2 pseudogenes are annotated in these 704 nt (G+C 61.4%); both read right to left on the bottom strand.

Going from position 1 to position 704, the window contains the following annotated elements:
- Window positions 1-124: pseudogene (locus tag FY112_RS37265) on the bottom strand (flavin reductase); the annotation flags it as partial.
- Window positions 121-704, bottom strand: a pseudogene (locus FY112_RS37270) (LLM class flavin-dependent oxidoreductase); the annotation flags it as partial. The pseudogenes FY112_RS37270 and FY112_RS37265, both read right to left, overlap by 4 nt.

The following is a 704-nucleotide window of genomic DNA, read 5'->3' on the forward strand; positions in this document are numbered from 1 at the left end:
CCGACGTTGCGGTGAAGCCGGTGCGGTCTTGCCCGTCGCCGACCGTAATCACGCTGACGGCACCTGCCAGATGACGCATCGAAAGCTTGAAGTCCGCTTCGCTGATCAAAGCCTCGGCACTCATCGGGCTGGCTCTTGCGTTTTGGCAAAGCGATTGACAGGCATTGAAAGACCGAGGTTTTCGCGCAAAGTCTTGCCCTCATATTCCTCGCGGAAGAGGCCGCGGCGGCGAAGCTCCGGCAGGACAAGCCGCACGAAGTCGTCGAGGCTGGACGGCAAGGTCGGGAACATCAGGATGAAGCCGTCGGCCGCACGCGTCTCGAACCATTCCTCCATGTAGTCGGCGATCTGGGCCGGCGTGCCTGTGATGCCGTTTCCGGTATGCTTCTCGGCATAGTGCCGGATGAGTTCGCCGACGGTGCGGCCGCTCTTGACGAAATCGACCAGTTCGTCGAACAGGGCGCGTGATCCCTTGGGCGCCGCCGGCAGCCGATCCATGGGGAAAGGCTTGTCGAGAGCCACGTCGCGCAGGTCCGCTTCCAGGAATTCGGAAAGCATCAGCCGGCCGACATCCGGATGCATCTTGTCGATCAGATAATCCACTTTCGCCTTTGCTTCGGCTTCGGTTTCACCGACGTTGATGACGATGCCCGGCATGATTTTCAGATCGTCCGGATCGCGCCCATGGGCCGGCATCCGGCGCT

This window comes from Rhizobium sp. PEPV16, from assembly GCF_008919455.1.
Classification (GTDB): Bacteria; Pseudomonadota; Alphaproteobacteria; order Rhizobiales; family Rhizobiaceae; genus Rhizobium; species Rhizobium leguminosarum_Q.